This is a genomic window from Streptomyces sp. NPDC059373 (assembly GCF_042751495.1).
Taxonomy (GTDB): domain Bacteria; phylum Actinomycetota; class Actinomycetes; order Streptomycetales; family Streptomycetaceae; genus Actinacidiphila.
Genome location: NZ_JBHYXC010000001.1, coordinates 591,457 through 606,144, shown reverse-complemented (window position 1 = coordinate 606,144; position 14,688 = coordinate 591,457). Strand labels below are relative to the sequence as shown.

The following is a 14,688-nucleotide window of genomic DNA, read 5'->3' as shown; positions in this document are numbered from 1 at the left end:
ACGCTCCGAGCCAGTCGAAAGCGCCCTTTTCACCTGTCCGTGGACTAAGTTCGCTTTCCGCCGCGCAAGCCAGTACGGTCTCCGACCGCGCGCGCGTATCCGGTCCCCGGTGACGCGCCGCCGGTCAGACCGGCCGGCCGGCCGCCACCGCGCTCGCCCCCAGCCGCGCCCGGACGCGGTCCGGGTACCGGGCCGTGAAGACCGCGGGTATCGCGAAGCCGGCGACCTGGACGGCGATCGATACGACGGTGCCGAGGTGGGCGGCGGTCACGACCGCGGCGGCGGTCGCCGTGAGGGTGAAGGACCCGGCCCAGAAGGCGGTGAGCATGCGGTTGATGCGCAGGAAGACCGGGTTGTCCCACACCTCGCGCGGGGCCTGTCGGCGGGCTATGCCGGTGGTGAATGGACGACCGAACGCCAGGGTGGCCCAGGCGGTGACGGCCAGCCAGGCCAGGGAGAGCGCGCCCGAGTAGTGCCGAAGTCCGCTGTCGGGGAGGGCGAAGGCCACGGCGGCAAGAGCGGTGAAGTACCCCACCGTGCAGGCCTCGAGTATCAGGGCGTCGGCAGGGACCCCGGCCCTGCGGGCCTTCACCAGCAGCCATGCACCGAGAGCGAGTCCGGTCAGTGCGCCCCACTGCCAGCCGATCGTGGACACGGCCGCGAACGCGATCCACGGGATGAAGCCGCGCAGGTAGTTCATGGGATTCCCCCACCGAGTTCCTTGGAGTTCCTTCTCTGACATGTCGAAAGTAGAAGGTCCAGGGTTGACATGTCAAGAGTGGAAGGTAAAGTCATCTGTATGAGCCTCCGACACGCACTTCTGGGACTGCTCGCCGACCGCCAGGCCAGCGGGTACGACCTGATGAAACTCTTCGAGACCTCACTCGCGAACGTCTGGCCCGCCACGCAGAGCCAGGTCTACGGCGAGCTGGGCAAGCTCACGGACGCCGGCCTCCTCGAGGTCGCGGCCGAGGGCCCGCGCGGGCGCAAGGAGTACACCCTGACCGAGGCAGGGCTGGCCGAGCTGAAGCACTGGCTCATAGAGACCGAGCCGACCCGGGTCAGGCGGAGCGACGCGCTGCTACGGGTGTTCTTCCTGGGCGTCCTCACGCCGCTGGAAGCCGTGACCTTCCTGGAGACCGAGGCGGCCCGCGCCGCTGAACAGCACGAGGCGCTCCAGCAGCTCGACGCCGCGGTCGACTGGGGCGACGACCCGCTCTCCGTCAACGGCCGCCTCGCGCTGGAGTACGGGCTGCGCTTCAGCACGATGCGGGAGGAGTGGGCGCGCTGGGCCGCCGAACGCATACCGAGACCCGAGGGCGCTCGGAAGCCCGAAGAGGCCCAGCAGCCCGAAGAGACCGAGCTGTCCGAAGATGCCCTACGGCCCGAGGAGGCCCAGCAGCCCGAGGAGCCTCAGAAGCGGAGCACCGCTGCGATGTGATCGTGTGCCGAGAGCGCGCCGTCGGGGAGGAAGGCCACCTCGCCGCCGGTGTCCAGCGTGGCCTCGATGATCTCGTCGACGATGTCCTCGCGGACGGCGAGCCCGACGGCGGCCTCGGAGTCGGCGGGCAGCAGGTGGCTGTCCGTGACGACGACGGTCCGCTGGAAGCCCTCCTCGACCGCGAGCAGGTCGATGCGGCCCTCGCGCACGGTCTGCCAGACCTCGTCCAGACCGGCGGCGAAGACCTTGCGGCCTTGCGCGTTCTCGATCCGCTGGGCCACCCGGTCGATCTCGTGCTCGGCCTCGGCCGCGAGCACCGGCCGCAGCTCCTGCTCGAGCGCGTGGGCGGGGCCGTTGGCGAGGCCGCCGCTGTGGAGGCGCCCGGCCGCCGACTTGGCCGTCGTGCCGACATCGTCGAGGAGGCTCAGCTCCTGCGGCAGGCCGACCAGGTAGAAGGGCCGGGGGTTCTCGGCGAGCAGCGCGTGCAGGGCCACGTCGACCTGACGGAAGTAGCGCCGGGCCTCTTCACCCCGCAGCGGGTCGAAGCGGTCACCGACCCGCTCCTGGTGCTCGGGGTCGGGCTGGGGGATCTCGGGTTCCATCGGGAAGCCGCCGGTCTCGGCCTTGCGCAGCTCGTCGTAGCTGCCGCTCCACAGCGTCGTGAGGTTGAGCGACACCGCCAGCACCCAGTACGGGTGCGCCTGCTCGCGGGCCGCGACCAGATTGCGGGTCTCGAAGGTGTCGCTGAGGACGACCCGTTCGGGCACGGTGCGCGGCAGGTCCCAGACGTGGTTCTCGCCGCGCGCCGCGAAGAGCACCAGCCCTTCCAGGGTGCGGCGGAGATCGACCTCGGTGACGGCCCGGTCCAGTTGGGCCGCGACCTCGAAGCGGGCCTCCCGGGACACCGCGGGATCGGCTTCGAGGCGGCGCTTGGCCTCGCCGACGAGATTGCGCAGCCGGACCGGATCCTCCGAGTTCAGCCGCTGGCGGCGATGGACCGGCAGGGCCACGGTGACAGCGGGATAAGGCCGCCGTGCCCGCAGCTCCGCGAGTGTGCCCGATGTCAGGTCAGTGATGTGCATCAGCGCCTCCCGACGGTGGCTCTTCCCCCAAGCATCACGCACCTGCCCCGGGCCCGCGCGGTGAATGGGGGAGGGGCCGCCGACTTTTCCCAAAGCCGGCGGCCCCGCACAAAACGTCAGGCGACGCGTACCGCCGAGGTGGGCATGTAGTAGGCCATCTTCTGGATGACGACGCCCTTGCTGGGGTTCGCGGCGTCCAGGTATTCGCCGTTACCGACGTATACGGCGACGTGGTAGGCCGAGCCGCGTCCGCCCCAGAAGAGCAGGTCGCCGACCTGGACGTTGGAGACGGAGACCGCGGTGCCGACGGTGGACTGCTCGGCGGCGGTGCGTGGCAGGTCGACGCCGATGGTCGCGAAGGCGGCCTTGGTGAGGCCGGAGCAGTCGTAGGAGGACGGGCCCGAGGCGCCGTAGACGTACGACTTGCCGACCTGGGCCTGGAGGAAGCCGATCACAGCGGCGATGCTGCCGGTCGCCGACGAGGACGTGGAGGTGAGCGAGGTGCGCGCGGAGGAACGGGAGGCGGCGGCGGTGTCGCGCGCCTTGGCGGCGGCCTTTGCGGCGGCGGCCTTGCGGTCGGCGGTGAGCTTGGCCTTCTCGGCCTGCTTGAGGGCCGCTTGGTACGCGTCGTCCTTCTCAGCCTGGACCTGGAGGTCGAGCGCGGTCTGGTCCAGCGCGTCGACGGCCTGTGCGGCCGTGGTGGCCGTCGACAGGGGGATCACCGGGATGCTGCCCGTGGTGGCCGGGTCGTTCGTCGTAGCGGTGTCGGCGTTCGCCGGAGCCGACATTCCGGTCAGAGCAAGCGTGCCGATGACGCCGCCGGCGATTCCTGCGCGGCGCACCCAGTTGGTGTTGGGCGCGGTCTGCGAGGCATGTCGCCGACGGCGTATATGCGAGGTCGTATCGGTCTGAGAAGAAGACATGGAGTCTTGGGTATCAGGCCTGAGCGGTTCCGCTCAACAAAAGTGCGATGCGCCACAGTTGAGGGCGCTGTACCGCTATCATCCGTTTTTCGATCTTACTTATAACCGGCATTCGCGACATCAAGTCCATTTGTTCGTGCGCGCGTTCACGCGCTTCCGGGCGCGTCAGCACGGGGGTTGCCGACTCACCCGCACGGGCGGCCGGGCTCTACCACGTCGCGCCGTCCATCTCCAATTTGCCTGCGTCGCAAGGTTCTTGATAATGCAACAACCGCTGCGACCAGGGGTAACGTGGTGAAATATGACTTCTGGTGATCATTTGAGTGTGACGAGTGAGAAGATCACCGCTCATCCGACTTCATGATCATTCACCGGGTGGTGTAGATCACAAAGGTGAGAGTGAACCCCGTGTCGCAGATCACAGACCGGGAGACGTAGGATGCAGGCGGTTCGGGCTTGTGAACTGCCTCACATGGACGCGATCTTCGTGACGCGGCTCACACACCCGGGCACGGTCCGTCATCAGTCATCGTCGACTGGAAGGAGCGGGGACGGTGAACGCCTACGCGCCCATCCTCGTGCTGGGCGGCCTCGCGGCCGGCTTCGCGATCTTCTCCGTGCTCATGGCCTCGCTGATCGGCCCAAAGCGGTACAACCGGGCCAAACTTGAGGCGTACGAGTGCGGTATCGAGCCCACTCCGCATCCGGCCGGTGGTGGCCGCTTCCCGATCAAGTACTACCTCACGGCGATGCTCTTCATCGTCTTCGACATCGAGATCGTCTTCCTCTATCCCTGGGCCGTCACCTTCGACTCCCTGGGGATCTTCGGGCTCGTGGAGATGCTCCTCTTCGTGCTCACCGTCTTCGTCGCCTACGCCTATGTCTGGCGTCGCGGCGGCCTGGAATGGGACTGAAGGGGCGGGAGTAACACAGCATGGGTATTGAAGAGAAACTGCCGAGCGGATTCCTGCTGACGTCCGTCGAGACGGCCGCCGGCTGGGTGCGGAAGGCGTCGGTCTTCCCGGCCACCTTCGGCCTGGCCTGCTGCGCCATCGAGATGATGACCACCGGGGCCGGGCGCTACGACCTGGCCCGCTTCGGCATGGAGGTCTTCCGCGGCTCACCGCGGCAGGCGGATCTGATGATCGTCGCCGGCCGGGTCAGCCAGAAGATGGCCCCCGTCCTGCGCCAGGTCTACGACCAGATGCCGAACCCCAAGTGGGTCATCTCCATGGGCGTCTGCGCATCGAGCGGCGGCATGTTCAACAACTACGCCATTGTGCAGGGAGTTGACCATGTTGTCCCGGTTGACATCTATCTGCCCGGATGTCCGCCACGGCCCGAGATGCTGCTGGACGCGATCCTCAAGCTCCACGAGAAGATCCGCCACGAGAAGCTCGGCGTGAACCGCGAGCAGGCGGCCCGCGAGGCGGAGGAAGCGGCTCTCAAGGCACTCCCCACGATCGAGATGAAGGGGCTGCTGCGGTGACCGACTCCCCGAACACCCCCAACCCGGACCGCGACGTCCAGGCCCAGAACCTCCCCGGCCAGCGCGCCGACCACGGCGAGGCCATCCGCGTCCAGCGCGGCATGTTCGGCGCCCGCAACGGCGGCGACACCTCCGGCTACGGAGGCCTCGTACGGACCGTAAGGCTGCCCGGGGCCACCAGCCGCCCGTACGGAGGCTGGTTCGACGAGGTCGCCGACGAGCTGGAAGGCGCGCTGGAGGAGCAGGACCTCCTCCCGGAGAACGCGATCGAGAAGACCGTCGTCGACCGCGACGAGCTCACCTTCCACATCGCCCGCGAGCACCTGCCCCTCGTGGCCGGCACCCTCCGCGACGACCCCGCCCTGCGCTTCGAGCTCTGTACGGGCGTGAGCGCCGTCCACTACCCGGAGGACAAGGGCCGCGAGCTGCACGCCGTCTACCACCTGCGGTCGATCACCCACAACCGGCTGATCCGCCTGGAGGTGTCGGCGCCCGACGCGGATCCGCACATCCCGTCGATCGTCGGGACCTACCCGACCAACGACTGGCACGAGCGCGAGGTCTACGACTTCTTCGGCCTGGTCTTCGACGGTCACCCGGCGCTCACCCGGATCATGATGCCGGACGACTGGCAGGGCCATCCGCAGCGCAAGGACTATCCCCTCGGCGGCATCCCCGTCGAGTACAAGGGCGCCCAGATCCCGGCTCCGGACCAGCGGAGGTCGTACTCGTGACCACCCACCACGCACCCCAGCAGGCCGAAGAGCGCGAGACCACCGAAGGCCGGGTCTTCACCGTCACCGGCGGCGACTGGGACGAGCTCTCCGAGACTGTCGGCAAGGCCGACGACGAGCGCATCGTCGTCAACATGGGCCCCCAGCACCCGTCCACCCACGGCGTGCTCCGGCTCATCCTCGAAATCGACGGCGAGACGGTGACCGAGGCCCGCTGCGGTATCGGCTATCTCCACACCGGTATCGAGAAGAACATGGAGTTCCGGACCTGGACCCAGGGGTCCACCTTCGTGACCCGCATGGACTACCTCACGCCATTCTTCAACGAGACGGCGTACTGCCTGGCGGTCGAGAAGCTGCTCGGCATCACCACCGAGATCCCGGACCGGGCCACCGTCATCCGCGTGATGCTGATGGAGCTGAATCGCATCTCCTCCCACCTGGTGGCCATCGCCACCGGCGGCATGGAGCTCGGCGCCACCACGATCATGATCTACGGATTCCGGGACCGCGAGCTGATCCTGGACGCCTTTGAGCTGATCACCGGCCTGCGCATGAACCACGCGTACGTCCGGCCCGGCGGCCTCTCCCAGGACCTCCCGCCGGGCGCCGTCGACCAGATCCGCGAGCTGGTGAAGAAGTTCCGTAAGAACCTCCCCGAGTACGACAAGCTCGCCACCGGCAACCCGATCTTCAAGGCCCGTATGCAGGACGTCGGCTACCTGGACCTGGCCGGCTGCATGTCGCTCGGCGCCACCGGGCCCATCCTCCGCGCCGCCGGCCTCCCGCACGACCTGCGCAAGTCGCAGCCGTACTGCGGTTACGAGAACTACGACTTCGACATCCCGACCGCCGACACCTGCGACTCCTACGGCCGCTTCCTCATCCGCCTGGAGGAGATGCGGCAGAGCCTGCGGATCGTCGAGCAGTGCCTGGACCGGCTCCAGCCCGGCCCGGTCATGGTCGCCGACAAGAAGATCGCCTGGCCCGCGCAGCTCGCGCTCGGCCCGGACGGACTCGGTAACTCGCTGGACCACATCAAGAACATCATGGGCACCTCCATGGAGGCCCTGATCCACCACTTCAAGCTGGTGACCGAGGGCTTCCGGGTCCCGGCCGGACAGGCGTACGTCGCCGTGGAGTCGTCCAAGGGCGAACTCGGCGTCCACGCGGTCAGCGACGGCGGGACCAGGCCCTTCCGGGTGCACTTCCGGGATCCGTCGTTCAGCAATCTGCAGAGCATGGCGGCGATGTGCGAGGGCGGCCAGGTCGCTGACGTCATCGTCGCCGTCGCGTCCATCGACCCCGTGATGGGAGGCGTCGACCGGTGACAGACGTGAGCCTGGGCATCCCGCAGATGCCCGCGCCGGATTATCCGGCCGACGTACGGCAGCGGCTCGAAGCCGACGCCCGCGAGATCATCGCGCGCTATCCGAGCAGCCGAAGCGCCCTGCTGCCCCTGCTGCACCTCGTGCAGGCCGAGGAGGGCTATGTCACCCGCACCGGCGTGCGCTTCTGCGCCGAGCTGCTGGAGCTGACGACGGCCGAGGTCACGGCGGTCTCGACCTTCTACACCATGTACCGCCGCAAGCCGAGCGGCGACTACCAGGTCGGGGTCTGCACCAACACGCTGTGCGCCGTCATGGGCGGCGACCAGATCTTCGACGAGCTCAAGCAGCACCTCTCCGTCGGCAACGGCGAGACCACGGAGGACGGCAAGGTCACGCTGGAGCACATCGAGTGCAACGCGGCCTGCGACTTCGCGCCCGTGGTGATGGTCAACTGGGAGTTCTTCGACAACCAGACCCCGGAGTCCGCCAAGCGGCTCGTCGACGACCTCCTGGCAGGCCGCACCGTCGAACCGACCCGGGGCGCTCCACTGTGCACATACAAGGAGACGTCCAGGATCCTCGCCGGGTTCCCCGACGAGCGCCCCGGCGCCGTCGAGGCCACCGGCGGAGCCGGCCACGCCTCGCTCGCCGGACTGCGGCTGGCCCGCGGTGAATCGCTGCCGGGTGCCGGGGCGGCCGTACCGCGCCAGCCCTCGCCGCCGCCGCAGGACGAGACGCCGCCGGCCCACCCCAGCTCGCACGATGCCCCGCTGAAGTCCGCGGTCTCCGACCCGGACCACCCGGCCGGGCCGGTCACGGAAGAGGACGGGGAGGACAAGTGACCATGGTGGACTCGGAAGAGAAGCTGCTCTCACCCGTTCTGTCGGCGTTCTGGGACGACCCGCAGTCCTGGACCCTGAAGACCTACCGCCGTCACGAGGGTTACGAAGGGCTGAAGAAGGCCCTCGCGATGCCGCCCGACGACGTCATCGCCTTCGTGAAGGACGCCGGGCTGCGCGGCCGTGGCGGCGCCGGCTTCCCGACCGGCATGAAGTGGCAGTTCATCCCGCAGGGTGACGGCAAGCCGCACTACCTCGTGGTCAACGCGGACGAATCCGAGCCGGGCACCTGCAAGGACATCCCGCTGCTGTTCGCCAACCCGCACGCGCTGATCGAGGGCATCGTCATCGCCTGCCACGCGATCCGCTCCAACCACGCCTTCATCTATCTGCGCGGCGAGGCCGTCCCGGTCCTGCGCCGCCTGCACGAGGCCGTCCGTGAGGCGTACGCGGCCGGTTATCTCGGCACCAACATCCAGGGCTCCGGCTTCGACCTGGAGCTGACCGTCCACGCCGGCGCGGGCGCGTACATCTGCGGCGAGGAGACCGCACTGCTCGACTCCCTCGAAGGCAGGCGCGGCCAGCCCCGCCTGCGGCCGCCCTTCCCGGCGGTCGAGGGCCTGTACGCGTGCCCGACCGTGGTGAACAACGTCGAGTCCATCGCCTCCGTCCCGGCGATCATGGTCAAGGGGAAGGAGTGGTTCCGCTCGATGGGCAGCGAGAAGTCCCCGGGCTTCACGCTCTACTCGCTCAGCGGCCACGTCACCAACCCCGGCCAGTACGAGGCCCCGCTCGGCGTCACCCTGCGCCAGCTGCTCGACATCAGCGGCGGCATCCGGGCGGGTCACCGGCTCAAGTTCTGGACGCCGGGCGGCTCCTCGACCCCGATGTTCACCGACGAGCACCTGGACGTCCCGCTGGACTACGAGGGCGTCGCCGCGGCCGGGTCCATGCTCGGCACCAAGGCGCTGCAGTGCTTCGACGAGACGACCTGCGTCGTACGGGCCGTGACCCGGTGGACCGAGTTCTACGCCCACGAGTCCTGCGGCAAGTGCACGCCCTGCCGCGAGGGCACGTACTGGCTCGTCCAGCTGCTGCGCGACATCGAGGCCGGTAAGGGCGCGCTGTCCGACCTCGACAAGCTCTACGACATCGCCGACAACATCAACGGCAAGTCCTTCTGCGCCCTCGGCGACGGCGCGGCCAGCCCGATCTTCTCCTCCCTCAAGTACTTCCGCGCGGAGTACGAGGACCACATCGAGCTCGGCGCGTGCCCCTTCGACCCGGCCAAGTCCACCGTGTGGGCCGACAAGTCTCACCTGGAGGTGACCGCGTGACCGTCACGACCAACGCCCCCTCCGAAGAGGCGGCGGTACCGCCCGAAGACCTGGTGTCCGTCACCATCGACGGCATCCCGCTCTCCGTACCCAAGGGCACGCTGGTGATCCGGGCCGCCGAGCTGCTCGGCATCGAGATCCCGCGCTTCTGCGACCACCCGCTGCTCGACCCGGTCGGCGCCTGCCGGCAGTGCATCGTCGAGGTCGAGGGCCAGCGCAAGCCCATGGCGTCCTGCACCATCACCTGTACGGACGGGATGGTCGTCAAGACGCAGCTCACCTCCGGCGTCGCCGAGAAGGCGCAGCGCGGGGTGATGGAGCTGCTGCTCATCAACCACCCGCTGGACTGCCCGGTCTGCGACAAGGGCGGCGAGTGCCCGCTGCAGAACCAGGCGATGAGCGCCGGCCAGTCCGACACCCGCTTCGAGGGCAGGAAGCGGACGTACGAGAAGCCGATGCCCATCTCCACGCAGGTGCTGCTCGACCGTGAGCGGTGCGTGCTGTGTGCGCGCTGCACCCGGTTCTCGCAGCAGATCGCCGGAGACCCCTTCATCGAGCTGCTGGAGCGCGGCGCGCTGGAGCAGGTCGGCACCGGCGAGGGCGACCCCTTCCAGTCGTACTTCTCCGGCAACACCATCCAGATCTGCCCGGTCGGGGCGCTGACGTCGGCGGCCTACCGCTTCCGCTCGCGGCCCTTCGACCTCGTGTCGTCGCCCAGCGTCTGCGAGCACTGCGCGGGCGGCTGCGCCACGCGTACGGACCACCGGCGCGGCAAGGTCATGCGGCGCCTGGCCGCCGACGACCCCGAGGTCAACGAGGAGTGGATCTGCGACAAGGGCCGCTTCGGCTTCCGCTACGCGCAGCGGCCGGAGCGCCTTTCGCATCCACTGGTACGGAACGCCGAGAGCGGGGAGCTGGAGCCCGCCAGCTGGCCCGAAGCACTGGAGGCGGCGGCACGCGGCCTCCACCGCGGGCGGACCGGCGTGCTGCCCGGCGGGCGGCTGACGGTGGAGGACGCGTACGCGTACGCCAAGTTCGCGCGGGTCGTGCTCGACACGAACGACGTGGACTTCCGGGCCCGTACGCATTCGGCCGAGGAAGCCGACTTCCTGGCGGCCGCCGTCGCCGGCCGCGGACGTGACCTGGACGGGAGCGGGGTCACGTACCGGCTGCTGGAGGCCGCACCGGCCGTGCTGCTGGCCGGGCTCGAGGCCGAGGAGGAGGCGCCCGGCGTCTTCCTCCGGCTGCGCAAGGCCCACCGCAAGCGCCGCCAGCAGGCCTACGCGCTGGCGCCGTTCACCACCCGGGGCCTGCAGAAGGCGGGCGGCGTGCTGCTGCCCGCCGCGCCGGGCACCGAACCGGAATGGCTGGACGCGCTGGCCGGTGGCGTGGGACTGGACGACCTGGGCCAGCGGGCCGCCGACGCGATGCGGGCCGAGGGCGCGGTGATCCTGGTCGGCGAACGGCTGGCGGCCATCCCCGGCGCGCTGACCGCCGCCATCCGCTTCGCCCAGGCCAGCGGTGCCACCCTCGCGTGGATCCCACGCCGTGCCGGTGAGCGCGGCGCCGTGGAGGCGGGCGCCCTGCCCGGGCTGCTGCCCGGCGGCCGTCCGGTCACCGACCCCCGGGCCCGGGACGAGGTCGCCCAGGTCTGGGGCGTCGGCCTGCTGCCGCACCGCTTCGGCCGCGACACCGGCGAGATCCTGGCGGCGGCGGCCAAGGGAGACCTGGCGGCGCTGCTCGTGGGCGGCGTCGAACTCGCGGACCTGCCGGACCCGGCGCTCGCCCGCAAGGCCCTGGACGCGGCCGGGTTCGTCGTGAGCCTCGAACAGCGGCCGAGCGAGGTGACCGACCGGGCCGACGTCGTCCTCCCGGTCGCCGCCGTCCCCGAGAAGGCCGGCACCTTCCTCAACTGGGAAGGCCGCGCCCGGCTCTTCGAGGCCGCGCTCAAGCCCGACCAGGCGGTCGGCCGGCTCCAGATGCCTGACGCGCGGGTGCTGACCATGCTGGCCGACGCGCTCGACGTGCCCCTGGGCCTGACGGACGTGACCTCCGCCCGGGCCGAGCTCTCGCGGCTCGCGCCCTACGACGGGCCGCATGCCTCGCCGCCGCTGGAGACGGCCGCCTCCCTGCCCCAGCCGGGGTCCGGAGAGGCGGTGCTCGCCGGACACCGGCTGCTCCTGGACCAGGGGCGGCTGCAGGAAGGCGACGACGCGCTGGCCGGTACCCGGCATCCGGCGGTGGCGCGGCTGTCCGCCGCCACGGCCGAGGAGGTCGGCGTGGCCGAGGGCCAGCTGCTGGAGGTCTCCGGCCCGGCCGGGTCCGTACGGCTTCCGCTCCAGGTCACGGCGATGCCCGACCGCGTCGTCTGGCTCCCGCTCAACTCCGTGGGCGGGGGAGTGGCGTCCGACACCGGCGCCGTCCCCGGCCAGGTCGTCAAGCTGGAGGTGCAGCGGTGACCACGCACACACTCGCCGCAGAGAATCTGACGATGTTCGGCACCGACCCGTGGTGGCTGGTCGTCGTCAAGGCGGTCTTCTGCTTCGCGTTCCTGATGGTGACCGTGCTGTTCTCGATCGTCTGGGAGCGCAAGGTCGTCGCCTGGATGCAGCTGCGCATCGGCCCCAACCGCCACGGCCCCTGGGGCATGCTCCAGTCGCTCGCCGACGGCGTGAAGCTGATGCTCAAGGAAGACATCATCGTCAAGCGCGCCGACAAGGTCGTCTACGTCCTGGCGCCGATCGTCGCCGCGATCCCGGCCTTCATGGCGATCGCGGTGATCCCCTTCGGCCCCGCCGACAACGAGGTGTCGATCTTCGGGCACCGCACCGCGCTCCAGCTCACCGACCTGCCGATCGGCATCCTCTACATCCTGGCCACGGCCTCGATCGGGATCTACGGCATCGTGCTCGCCGGCTGGTCGTCGGGCTCGACGTATCCGCTGCTCGGCGGCCTGCGCTCATGCGCGCAGATGATCTCGTACGAGATCGCGATGGGCGTGGCCTTCGCCTCGGTCTTCCTCTACTCCGGATCGATGTCGACCTCGACGATCGTCGAGTCGCAGCAGAACCGCTGGTACATCCTGCTGCTCCCGGTGTCGTTCATCATCTACATCGGCACCATGGTCGGCGAGACCAACCGTGCGCCGTTCGACATGCCGGAGTCCGAGGGCGACCTGGTCGGCGGCTTCAACACCGAGTACTCGTCGATCAAGTTCGCGCTCTTCATGCTCGCCGAGTACGTGAACATGGTGACCGTCTCCGCCGTCGCGACCACGCTCTTCCTGGGCGGCTGGCGGGCTCCCTGGCCCATCAGCACCTTCTGGGAGGGGGCCAACCACGGCTGGTGGCCGATGCTGTGGTTCGTGGTGAAGGTGCAGCTGCTGCTGTTCTTCTTCATCTGGCTGCGCGGCACGCTGCCGCGCGTGCGCTACGACCAGCTGATGAAGCTCGGCTGGAAGGTCCTGATCCCGGTCTCGGTGGTCTGGCTGATGCTGGTCGCCACCGTCCGGGCGCTGCGCAACGAGAACTACGACTTCCAGCAGATCGTGCTCTACGTCGGCGGGGCGGTGGTCCTCGTACTCCTGGTCTCGCTCGTGGTCGACGTGTTCCGCGACCGCGAGGGCAAGGAACGGGCGGCGGCCGAGAAGGACGCGCCACCACAGGAGTTCGACCCGCTGGCGGGCGGTTTCCCCGTGCCGCCACTGCCGGGGCAGACCCTGCCGCCGGTGCCGCGTCGCCGTTCGCGTGCGGAACGCCAACTCGTCGGCCCCGCCGACAAGGAGAAGGAGGCCGACGATGCCTGAGTTCCTCGGCCCGGTCGCAGGCTTCGGCGTGACCTTCAAGGCCATGTTCAAGAAGCGGCTGACCGAGCAGTACCCGGAGGAGAAGAAGCCCACCGCGCCGCGCTTCCACGGGCGGCACCAGCTCAACCGCCATCCGGACGGGCTGGAGAAGTGCATCGGCTGCGAGCTGTGCGCGTGGGCCTGCCCGGCGGACGCCATCTACGTCGAGGGCGCGGACAACACGGAGGAGGAGCGTTACTCCCCGGGTGAGCGCTACGGCCGCGTCTACCAGATCAACTACGCGCGCTGCATCCTGTGCGGCCTGTGCATCGAGGCCTGCCCCACGCGGGCGCTGACGATGACCAACGAGTACGAACTCGCCGACTCCAGCCGCGAATCCCTGATCTTCACCAAGGAGCAGCTGCTCGCGGGCCTCGAAGAGGGCATGGTCGACAGCCCCCACTCGATCTACCCCGGCACGGACGAGCAGGACTACTACCGCGGCCTGGTCACCGAGGCCGCGCCCGGTACGGAGCGCCAGGTGCCCGTCTCCAAGAACGAGAAGAACGAGAAGGACGAGAAGGACGCGAAGGAGGTGGGGGCATGAGCAACCTCGCCGTCTACACCACCTCCACCGGGGAGGCGTTCCAGTTCTGGGTGCTCGGCACCGTCGCGGTGCTGGGCGCGCTCGGGACCGTACTGATGAAGAAGGCGGTGCACAGCGCACTGTCGCTCGCGGGGACGATGATCGTCCTGGCCGTCTTCTATCTGGCGCAGGGCGCGTACTTCCTCGGGGTCGTGCAGATCGTGGTCTACACGGGCGCGATCATGATGCTCTTCCTCTTCGTCGTGATGCTGGTCGGCATCACCGCCGCCGACTCCCTCAAGGAGACGCTGAAGGGCCAGCGCTGGCTCGCCGCCCTCACCGGCATCGGCTTCGGCATCCTGCTGATGGTCGGCATCGGCAACGCCTCGCTCGGCAACTTCACCGGGCTCGGCCAGGCCAACGCCAAGGGCAATGTCGAGGGCCTGGCGGCGCTGATCTTCACCAAGTACGTATGGGCCTTCGAGATCACCGGCGCGCTGCTGATCACCGCGGCCGTCGGCGCGATGGTGCTCACCCACCGCGAGCGGACCGAGCGCCGGTCGACCCAGCGCGAGCTGTCCGAGCAGCGGGTGCGCGAGGGCCGGCAGGTCCCGCCGCTGCCCGCACCGGGTGTGTACGCGCGGCACAACGCGGTGGACATCCCCGGGCTGCTGCCGGACGGTACGCCGTCCGCGCTGACGGTCAGCGACACGCTGCGGGCGCGCGGACAGGTCCGCGACGTGTCGGGCGAGGCGCTGGACAGCCTGGCCGAGCTGGAGCAGCACACGGCGGAGCGGCTGGGGCGCAAGCCTTCGCGTAAGGAGGTCGGAAAGTGAATCCGGTCAACTACCTGTATCTGTCGGCGCTGTTGTTCACCATCGGTGCGGCCGGGGTGCTCATCCGGCGGAACGCGATCGTCGTCTTCATGTGCGTCGAGCTGATGCTGAACGCCGCCAACCTGGCGTTCGTCACGTTCTCCCGGCTGCACGGAAACCTGGACGGCCAGATCATCGCCTTCTTCACGATGGTCGTCGCCGCCGCCGAGGTGGTCGTGGGACTGGCGATCATCGTGACGATCTTCCGCTCCCGCCACTCGGCCTCGGTCGACGACGCCAGCCTGATGAAGCTCTGAGGGGTAGCGC

15 protein-coding genes are annotated in these 14,688 nt (G+C 69.3%); 12 read left to right on the top strand and 3 right to left on the bottom strand.

Going from position 1 to position 14,688, the window contains the following annotated elements; translation table 11 throughout:
• Nucleotides 1-124: 124 nt before the first annotated feature.
• Nucleotides 125-700: a hypothetical protein gene (locus ACFXJ5_RS02845; protein ID WP_384625861.1), complete on the bottom strand. Its 576-nt coding sequence runs from the start codon at nucleotides 698-700 to the stop codon at nucleotides 125-127.
• A gap of 99 nt (nucleotides 701-799) precedes the next feature.
• Between ACFXJ5_RS02845 and ACFXJ5_RS02840 the strand changes: the two genes are divergently transcribed.
• On the top strand, nucleotides 800-1,441 hold the full coding sequence (locus tag ACFXJ5_RS02840; RefSeq protein ID WP_384625858.1) for a helix-turn-helix transcriptional regulator: 642 nt from the start codon (nucleotides 800-802) through the stop codon (nucleotides 1,439-1,441).
• Here ACFXJ5_RS02840 and ACFXJ5_RS02835 read toward each other — a convergent pair.
• Together ACFXJ5_RS02835 and ACFXJ5_RS02830 are read right to left on the bottom strand one after the other, a co-directional pair.
• The gene (locus tag ACFXJ5_RS02835) at nucleotides 1,414-2,523 is read right to left on the bottom strand and encodes a baeRF3 domain-containing protein (protein ID WP_384625855.1); all 1,110 of its coding nucleotides are present in this window, start codon (nucleotides 2,521-2,523) and stop codon (nucleotides 1,414-1,416) included. The genes ACFXJ5_RS02840 and ACFXJ5_RS02835 overlap by 28 nt on opposite strands.
• 116 nt (nucleotides 2,524-2,639) lie before the next feature.
• Complete coding sequence (locus ACFXJ5_RS02830) at nucleotides 2,640-3,446, bottom strand: C40 family peptidase (protein WP_384625852.1); 807 nt, start codon at nucleotides 3,444-3,446, stop codon at nucleotides 2,640-2,642.
• A gap of 554 nt (nucleotides 3,447-4,000) precedes the next feature.
• Here ACFXJ5_RS02830 and ACFXJ5_RS02825 point away from each other — a divergent pair.
• The 11 genes from ACFXJ5_RS02825 to nuoK are packed head-to-tail and all read left to right on the top strand — an operon-like array spanning nucleotide 4,001 to nucleotide 14,678.
• On the top strand, nucleotides 4,001-4,360 hold the full coding sequence (locus tag ACFXJ5_RS02825; protein ID WP_127361492.1) for an NADH-quinone oxidoreductase subunit A: 360 nt from the start codon (nucleotides 4,001-4,003) through the stop codon (nucleotides 4,358-4,360).
• A 20-nt stretch (nucleotides 4,361-4,380) separates the two neighbouring features.
• Nucleotides 4,381-4,935 (top strand): NuoB/complex I 20 kDa subunit family protein, encoded by a 555-nt coding sequence (locus tag ACFXJ5_RS02820; protein ID WP_384625849.1) that lies wholly within the window; start codon nucleotides 4,381-4,383, stop codon nucleotides 4,933-4,935.
• A complete protein-coding gene (locus ACFXJ5_RS02815) occupies nucleotides 4,932-5,669 on the top strand; it encodes an NADH-quinone oxidoreductase subunit C (RefSeq protein ID WP_384625847.1) in 738 nt (245 codons plus the stop codon). Before ACFXJ5_RS02820 ends, ACFXJ5_RS02815 begins: the two co-directional genes overlap by 4 nt.
• A complete protein-coding gene (locus tag ACFXJ5_RS02810; RefSeq protein ID WP_384625845.1) occupies nucleotides 5,666-7,000 on the top strand; it encodes an NADH-quinone oxidoreductase subunit D in 1,335 nt (444 codons plus the stop codon). The genes ACFXJ5_RS02815 and ACFXJ5_RS02810 overlap by 4 nt, the downstream gene beginning before the upstream one ends.
• A 26-nt stretch (nucleotides 7,001-7,026) precedes the next feature.
• Nucleotides 7,027-7,842 (top strand): NADH-quinone oxidoreductase subunit NuoE, encoded by an 816-nt coding sequence (gene nuoE, locus ACFXJ5_RS02805; protein WP_384626559.1) that lies wholly within the window; start codon nucleotides 7,027-7,029, stop codon nucleotides 7,840-7,842.
• Between the two features lie 2 nt (nucleotides 7,843-7,844).
• Complete coding sequence (nuoF, locus tag ACFXJ5_RS02800) at nucleotides 7,845-9,176, top strand: NADH-quinone oxidoreductase subunit NuoF (RefSeq protein WP_384625843.1); 1,332 nt, start codon at nucleotides 7,845-7,847, stop codon at nucleotides 9,174-9,176.
• Nucleotides 9,173-11,635, top strand: coding sequence for an NADH-quinone oxidoreductase subunit G (locus tag ACFXJ5_RS02795; RefSeq protein ID WP_384625841.1), 2,463 nt, complete (start codon nucleotides 9,173-9,175; stop codon nucleotides 11,633-11,635). Before nuoF ends, ACFXJ5_RS02795 begins: the two co-directional genes overlap by 4 nt.
• Nucleotides 11,636-11,667: 32 nt before the next feature.
• On the top strand, nucleotides 11,668-12,981 hold the full coding sequence (gene nuoH, locus ACFXJ5_RS02790) for an NADH-quinone oxidoreductase subunit NuoH (RefSeq protein WP_384626556.1): 1,314 nt from the start codon (nucleotides 11,668-11,670) through the stop codon (nucleotides 12,979-12,981).
• On the top strand, nucleotides 12,974-13,567 hold the full coding sequence (gene nuoI, locus ACFXJ5_RS02785) for an NADH-quinone oxidoreductase subunit NuoI (protein ID WP_384625838.1): 594 nt from the start codon (nucleotides 12,974-12,976) through the stop codon (nucleotides 13,565-13,567). The genes nuoH and nuoI overlap by 8 nt, the downstream gene beginning before the upstream one ends.
• Nucleotides 13,564-14,382, top strand: a complete 819-nt coding sequence (locus ACFXJ5_RS02780) for an NADH-quinone oxidoreductase subunit J (RefSeq protein ID WP_384625835.1) — start codon at nucleotides 13,564-13,566, stop codon at nucleotides 14,380-14,382. The genes nuoI and ACFXJ5_RS02780 overlap by 4 nt, the downstream gene beginning before the upstream one ends.
• Nucleotides 14,379-14,678, top strand: coding sequence for an NADH-quinone oxidoreductase subunit NuoK (nuoK, locus tag ACFXJ5_RS02775; protein ID WP_127361500.1), 300 nt, complete (start codon nucleotides 14,379-14,381; stop codon nucleotides 14,676-14,678). The genes ACFXJ5_RS02780 and nuoK overlap by 4 nt, the downstream gene beginning before the upstream one ends.
• Nucleotides 14,679-14,688: the final 10 nt, after the last annotated feature.

Excerpts from the sequence above, each read along its gene's own strand:
- ACFXJ5_RS02845 (WP_384625861.1), bottom strand. The coding sequence starts at position 700 with ATGAACTACCTGCGCGGCTTCATCCCGTGGATCGCGTTCGCGGCCGTG.
- ACFXJ5_RS02840 (WP_384625858.1), top strand. The coding sequence starts at position 800 with ATGAGCCTCCGACACGCACTTCTGGGACTGCTCGCCGACCGCCAGGCC.
- ACFXJ5_RS02835 (WP_384625855.1), bottom strand. The coding sequence starts at position 2,523 with ATGCACATCACTGACCTGACATCGGGCACACTCGCGGAGCTGCGGGCA.
- ACFXJ5_RS02830 (WP_384625852.1), bottom strand. The coding sequence starts at position 3,446 with ATGTCTTCTTCTCAGACCGATACGACCTCGCATATACGCCGTCGGCGA.
- ACFXJ5_RS02820 (WP_384625849.1), top strand. The coding sequence starts at position 4,381 with ATGGGTATTGAAGAGAAACTGCCGAGCGGATTCCTGCTGACGTCCGTC.
- nuoE (WP_384626559.1), top strand. The coding sequence starts at position 7,027 with ATGCCCGCGCCGGATTATCCGGCCGACGTACGGCAGCGGCTCGAAGCC.
- nuoF (WP_384625843.1), top strand. The coding sequence starts at position 7,845 with ATGGTGGACTCGGAAGAGAAGCTGCTCTCACCCGTTCTGTCGGCGTTC.
- nuoH (WP_384626556.1), top strand. The coding sequence starts at position 11,668 with ATGTTCGGCACCGACCCGTGGTGGCTGGTCGTCGTCAAGGCGGTCTTC.
- nuoI (WP_384625838.1), top strand. The coding sequence starts at position 12,974 with ATGCCTGAGTTCCTCGGCCCGGTCGCAGGCTTCGGCGTGACCTTCAAG.
- ACFXJ5_RS02780 (WP_384625835.1), top strand. The coding sequence starts at position 13,564 with ATGAGCAACCTCGCCGTCTACACCACCTCCACCGGGGAGGCGTTCCAG.